This window comes from Nocardia anaemiae NBRC 100462 (genome assembly GCF_001612725.1).
Lineage (GTDB): Bacteria > Actinomycetota > Actinomycetes > Mycobacteriales > Mycobacteriaceae > Nocardia > Nocardia anaemiae.
In genome coordinates, this window is sequence record NZ_BDAZ01000010.1 from 94,494 (window position 1) to 100,579 (window position 6,086).

The following is a 6,086-nucleotide window of genomic DNA, read 5'->3' on the forward strand; positions in this document are numbered from 1 at the left end:
ACACGGCTACCCGAGAATGTCCGCGCTCGCATCGACGCGATGCTCGACACCGTCGACGCCGAGTTGCGGACCCGGTACCCGGGCCCCGACGGCCGGGTCCAGCCGATCCACACCGCCTACGTTCCGGCCGACCGGGCCACCGCAACGACCCCTGCCGAATGGGGTGCGGTGGCGATCGAGTTGCTCGATCGCCACCACGACCTGCTCGCCGGAATCGACGGCACCGACGCGCTGCCCGCCGTGCGCGAACAACTCGAGCAGCGACCCATCCAGGATCTGCGCATCGACTTCGAGGACGGTTACGGTTTCCGCGCCGACGCCGAGGAGGACCGGGCCGCCGCCGATGCGGGCGCGGCACTCTCCGACTGGGTGAAACAACCCGGTGGGCCGACCAGCCTCGGCATCCGGATGAAGGGCTTGGCGGGTATCGAACGCACTCGCGCCCTGCGCACCCTCGAGCTGGTCTTGGATGCCGCGGGCGGTGTGCCGCCGGGTTTCGTCTTCACCGTCCCGAAAATTCGTGCGGCCGAACAAGTTTCGGCGCTCGTCGCGCTGTGCGACGGACTCGAGCGTGGGTCCGGACTCGATGCGGGCACCCTGCGATTCGAACTGCAGATCGAAAGCCCGCAGGCGATTATCGCCGCCGACGGCAGCGCCCCGGTCGCCAAGATGATCCGGCTGTCCGAAGGACGTTGCAGTGCTTTGCATTTCGGCACCTATGACTACACCGCCGCGTGCGGTATCGCCGCGCCCGATCAGGCGCTCGACCATCCGGCGGCGGACTATGCGAAGTCGGTGATGCAGGTGGCCGCGGCCCAAACGGGGGTGTGGATCTGTGACGGCTCCACCCAGATCGTGCCGGACCGCGATCCGGAATCCGCACTGCGCAACCATCATCGGCTCGTCGACCGGGCGCTGCGCCTGGGTTACTACCAGGGCTGGGATATGCATCCGGGCCACCTGATCACCCGCTGGCTGGCCACCTACGAATTCTTCCGTCGAGCCATCGATGTCGCGGTGCCACGCCTGGTCGCCTACCTCGACCGGCGCTCCGGTGGCGTGATGGACGAGCCCGCCACCGCGGAAGCCTTGGCGGCCACCGTTTTACGCGGCGTGAACTGCGGCGCACGCACCGCCGATGAATTGCGTGCGCTCGCTCCGGTACTGACTCCCGAGGTGCTGCGTGCGCTCGTCGCGCGCGAGCCGATTCCGCAGGAGGCGAAATGAGTGCAGCTTCGGGTAGCGATTCCATGAGGGGGGTCGGGTACGCAGGAGGTGTTATGAGTAGCGATGGTCGGCGCGACGCAGCGGATTTCACACTGCTGCCGGATCTGGCGGTCCGCCCGCTCGGCGGCTCGGTCATCTGGGCGAATGACGAATTCTTCGCCGAGAAGGAGAATTTGATCAATCCCGGTCCGTCGGAATACCGACCGTCGACCTTCGGACACAAGGGCCAGATCTACGACGGCTGGGAAACCCGCAGGCATCGCGGCCGCCCCGGCGACGATGCCGCCATCGTGCGCCTCGGCGTACCCGGCGTGATCCGCGGCATCGTGGTGGATACCGCCTGGTTCAAGGGCAACTATCCGCCCGCGGTTTCGGTCTCCGCGCTGGAGATCGACGGCTATCCGCCCGCGGAAACCATTGCCGAGCGCGACGACTGGGTGCCACTGATCGACCGTGCCCCGGTATCCGGCGACAGCCGCAATCCGTTCTCGATCGAGAACGAAAAACGTTGGACCCACGTGAAACTCACCATGCACCCGGACGGTGGCGTAGCCCGGCTGCGGGTACACGGCGAGGGCAGGCCCGACCCGAAGCTGCTCGGCCTCGGCCCCCTGGACTTGGCCGCACTGGAAAACGGGGCCCTGGTCCTCGACTGCTCCAACCGCTTCTACAGTTCGCCGAATCAGCTGCTCTATCCGGGGCTGGCGCGGAAAATGGGCGACGGCTGGGAAACCGCCCGCCGCCGCGACGACAGCAACGACTGGGTGCAGATCCGGCTGGCCGGACCCGGCCTCATCCGCCTCGCCGAGATCGATACGTCCTACTTTCTCGGCAATAGCCCTGGTTCGGCCCGGCTCACCGGTCGCACCACCGACGGCACCGAACTCGAATTGCTGCCGCGCACCGAATTGCTGCCCGATACCAGGCACCGCTTCGCGATCGCGCCGATGGCGGCCTCGGTCGAGGAGGTCCGCCTGGATATCTACCCGGACGGCGGGCTCGCACGACTGCGGCTCTACGGCGAACTCGGGGGCTGAGCGGGATGCGGGATTTCGTGGGCTATGGCGCGACGCCGCCGGATCCACAGTGGCCGGGTAGTGCGAAGATCGCGGTCCAATTCGTCCTCAATTACGAGGAAGGCGCGGAGAACAATGTGCTCGACGGCGATGCGCACTCCGAGACGTTTCTCTCGGAAATGACTCCGGCACAGGCCTTTCCGAACCGTCACATGAGCATGGAATCGCTCTACGAATACGGCTCCCGCGCCGGACTGTGGCGTGTCCTGCGCGCCTTCGAACGCCGCGACCTACCGCTGACCATCTTCGCCGTCGCCCGCGCCATGCAGCGAAATCCGGAGGCGGTGGCCGCCTTTCGGGAACTCGGTCACGAAATCGCCGGCCACGGCCTGCGCTGGCAGTCCTACCAGCTCACCGACCGCGACACCGAGCGCGAGCATATGGCCGAGGCCGTGCGCATTCTCACCGAACTCACCGGCGCGGCCCCGCTCGGCTGGTACACCGGCCGCGACTCCCCGCACACCAGGGAATTGGTGGTCGAACACGGCGGTTTCGTCTACGACTCGGACTCCTACGCCGACGATCTCCCGTACTGGGTCACCGTGCACGGCCGCAACCACCTCGTCGTCCCGTACACCCTCGACACCAACGACATGCGCTTCGCCTCGCCCGCGGGCTTCCCCAGCGGCGAGCAATTCTTCGCCCACCTGCGCGACGCCTTCGACGTGCTCTATCGCGAAGGCGCGGAGGGCAGTCCGAAGATGCTGTCGATCGGTCTGCACTGTCGGCTGGTCGGCCGCCCCGCGCGCATGGCCGCGCTGGAACGCTTTCTCGACCACGTCCAGTCGCATGCCGACGTGTGGGTCGCGCGTCGCATCGATATCGCCGAACACTGGCGTCGGGTGCATCCGGCGATCGGCTAGGCGAAAAGATTCCGCACGAACGGCAGCGAATCCGGCAGCGAACCATTGACCGCCCCGCTGTGATCATCCGGATAGACATGCAGCGTGACCGGCTGCCGATTGGCCGCGAGCACCGCCGCGAACCGCAGCGTCTCCGGTGTGACCACATCGGTGTCGAACAGTCCCTGCCCCAGGAAAAGTGGCTTGTCGTAACCGGATTCGGGCAGGCCGAGATAGCGGGTCAGCAGTCCGTGCAGATCCGGAATCTGCAGCAGCGGGCGCGCGAACAGGTCACCGGCCACCACGCCGTTGGCCGCGAGTTCGTCGCGCAGCGGGGTGACACAGGCCTCGCGGGCCCGCACGAGCCAGTCGCGACCCGAATCGTTCAGGTACGACTCGATGTCCAGCTCCGGGTACGTGGTGCGCAGGCCATTGAGGATGTACAGCACATACGCGGTGGTGTAATCCGACAGCTTCACCGGCGGCACGTGCGGCCCCAGCAGCGGCACGACATCCTCGATATAGGCGGGCGCACCGGTGGCGACCGCACCCCGGTAGTCGAGTTCGGGTCCGCCGAATTCGGTCGCGTAGCGCGCGGTGTAGACGGCCGCTCCGCCGCCCTGTGACTGGCCCACGACCACCCATTTCTTCGCCAGGGTTGGGTATTGCCCGGTGGCGGCCTTGACGGCGTCCACGACATTGTGCGCTTCCACGCGTCCGTTGACGTAGGGATGTTCGCCCGGCGAGCCGAGTCCGGCGTAATCCGCGGCCACGATCGCGTACCCCTGCTGTAGCCAGGTGCTGAGATACGCCCAGTCCCGCTCGACCGCACTCGGCCCGGCGATGCTGTAGGCGCAGTCGTCGCCCAGTCCGACCGTGCCGTGCGCCCACGCGATCACCGGCCAGCCGCCCGCGGGCGCCGCACCGGGCGGGAAGTAGACCGCGGCGCTGGCTACCGTCGGCACATCGTTCGCGGTGGAGGTCGTGTAGAGGATGCGGCTGGAATCGACCGCACCGGGCGGCGTCGCCACCGCGGCCAGCGGCGCGACGGATTCCACCGTGCCAGGATCGGCGCTCGCCGCGGGCAGCTGCAGGCCGAGACCACATACGACGGCAACGGTGAGCCACAGTTTCCGCATAAAAGCTCCTATCGGACGCTGAATATCTGTCCGCGATGGACTGGTCCGTCAATCGAACCATCACACCGATCTGGAGGTGGTGCAGGCCACACGAACGCTTGTGAAGGTGCTCACACACCGGAATTCCGGGCGCGTCGGAGGCGGACCGCGGGGCGATCGCAAACAGTACGAGCGTTACGCTAAAACCGCACGTCAGAGCTACCGGCGGGTAGGTTGCATGCGCGCAATTCGCAGGCAAATTTCGCAAAGTTGGCAAACGCCGATCGAAACCTAGCTCGGATTCACACTTGCAACAGGTAGACGGCTATTTCCTGGTGTGCCATCGTGTGGAAGTACACCCCATGGGCCTAGCAAGCCTGCAAATTGCCGCCACAGCAGTTCGAGCGACGCTCGACCGTGGGGCACCGAAACGAAGAAGTGGAGTCAGAGATGTCGAACGTCGGCACCCCGAAGACCGCTGCGGAGATCCAGCAGGATTGGGACACCAACCCCCGTTGGAAGGGCATCACCCGCAACTACACCGCCGACCAGGTGTCGAAGCTGCAGGGCACCGTCGTCGAAGAGGCCACCCTCGCCCGTCGTGGCTCGGAGATCCTCTGGGATCTCGTCAACAACGAGGACTACATCAACTCCCTCGGTGCCCTCACCGGTAACCAGGCGGTTCAGCAGGTCCGTGCCGGACTGAAGGCCATCTACCTGTCCGGTTGGCAGGTCGCCGGTGACGCGAACCTGTCCGGCCACACCTACCCGGACCAGTCGCTGTACCCGGCCAACTCGGTGCCGTCCGTGGTCCGCCGGATCAACAACGCGCTGCTGCGTGCCGATGAGATCGCCAAGGTCGAGGGCGACACCTCGGTGTCCAACTGGCTGGCCCCGATCGTCGCCGACGCCGAAGCGGGCTTCGGTGGCGCGCTGAACGCCTACGAACTGCAGAAGGCCATGATCGCCGCCGGTGCCGCTGGTGTGCACTGGGAGGACCAGCTGGCCTCCGAGAAGAAGTGTGGCCACCTGGGCGGCAAGGTGCTGATCCCGACCCAGCAGCACATCCGCACCCTGACCTCCGCGCGTCTGGCCGCCGACGTCGCCGACGTGCCTTCGGTCATCATCGCCCGCACCGACGCCGAGGCCGCCACCCTGATCACCTCGGACGTGGACGAGCGCGACCGGGAGTTCCTGGACGGCACCCGTACCGCCGAGGGCTTCTTCGGTGTGAAGAACGGCATCGAGCCCTGCATCGCGCGTGCCAAGGCCTACGCCCCCTACGCCGACCTGATCTGGATGGAGACCGGCGTGCCGGACCTCGAGGTCGCGCGCAAGTTCGCCGAGTCCGTCCGCGGCGAGTTCCCGGACCAGCTGCTGGCCTACAACTGCTCGCCGTCCTTCAACTGGAAGGCGCACCTGGACGACGCGACCATCGCGAAGTTCCAGCGTGAGCTCGGCGCGATGGGCTTCAAGTTCCAGTTCATCACCCTGGCCGGCTTCCACTCGCTCAACTACGGCATGTTCGACCTGGCCTACGGCTACGCCCGCGAGGGTATGACCGCCTTCGTCGACCTGCAGGAGCGCGAGTTCAAGGCTGCCGCCGAGCGTGGCTTCACCGCCATCAAGCACCAGCGTGAGGTCGGTGCCGGATACTTCGACACCATCGCAACCACCGTGGACCCGAACACCTCGACGGCGGCCCTGAAGGGTTCCACCGAAGAGGGACAGTTCCACTGAGCTGACACAAACGATGGCCATCGCTCGGTCGGAGTCGGTCGAACACCGGGGTGTACCAGCGTTCGCCGCTGAACCGACCCCGG

At 66.6% G+C, this 6,086-nt stretch carries 5 protein-coding genes; 4 read left to right on the top strand and 1 reads right to left on the bottom strand.

Going from position 1 to position 6,086, the window contains the following annotated elements:
• Nucleotides 1-39: 39 nt before the first annotated feature.
• From NA5_RS08100 to puuE, 3 genes are read left to right on the top strand one after another with little or no spacing between them, the layout of a single operon-like run.
• Nucleotides 40-1,227, top strand: coding sequence for a DUF6986 family protein (locus tag NA5_RS08100; protein ID WP_062983608.1), 1,188 nt, complete (start codon nt 40-42; stop codon nt 1,225-1,227).
• A 53-nt stretch (nt 1,228-1,280) separates the two neighbouring features.
• The gene (gene alc, locus NA5_RS08105; RefSeq protein ID WP_062983551.1) at nt 1,281-2,264 is read left to right on the top strand and encodes an allantoicase; all 984 of its coding nucleotides are present in this window, start codon (nt 1,281-1,283) and stop codon (nt 2,262-2,264) included.
• Between the two features lie 5 nt (nt 2,265-2,269).
• Nucleotides 2,270-3,166 carry an allantoinase PuuE gene (gene puuE / locus NA5_RS08110; RefSeq protein ID WP_371856381.1) on the top strand — a complete coding sequence of 299 codons (897 nt, stop codon included), beginning with the start codon at nt 2,270-2,272 and terminating at the stop codon, nt 3,164-3,166.
• Here puuE and NA5_RS08115 read toward each other — a convergent pair.
• Entirely contained in the window at nt 3,163-4,284 is a 1,122-nt protein-coding gene (locus NA5_RS08115) for an alpha/beta hydrolase (protein ID WP_062983555.1), read from the bottom strand. The two genes, puuE and NA5_RS08115, sit on opposite strands and share 4 nt — an antisense overlap.
• A 429-nt stretch (nt 4,285-4,713) precedes the next feature.
• Between NA5_RS08115 and aceA the strand changes: the two genes are divergently transcribed.
• The gene (gene aceA / locus NA5_RS08120) at nt 4,714-6,003 is read left to right on the top strand and encodes an isocitrate lyase (RefSeq protein ID WP_062983610.1); all 1,290 of its coding nucleotides are present in this window, start codon (nt 4,714-4,716) and stop codon (nt 6,001-6,003) included.
• The last annotated feature ends 83 nt before the right edge of the window (nt 6,004-6,086 follow it).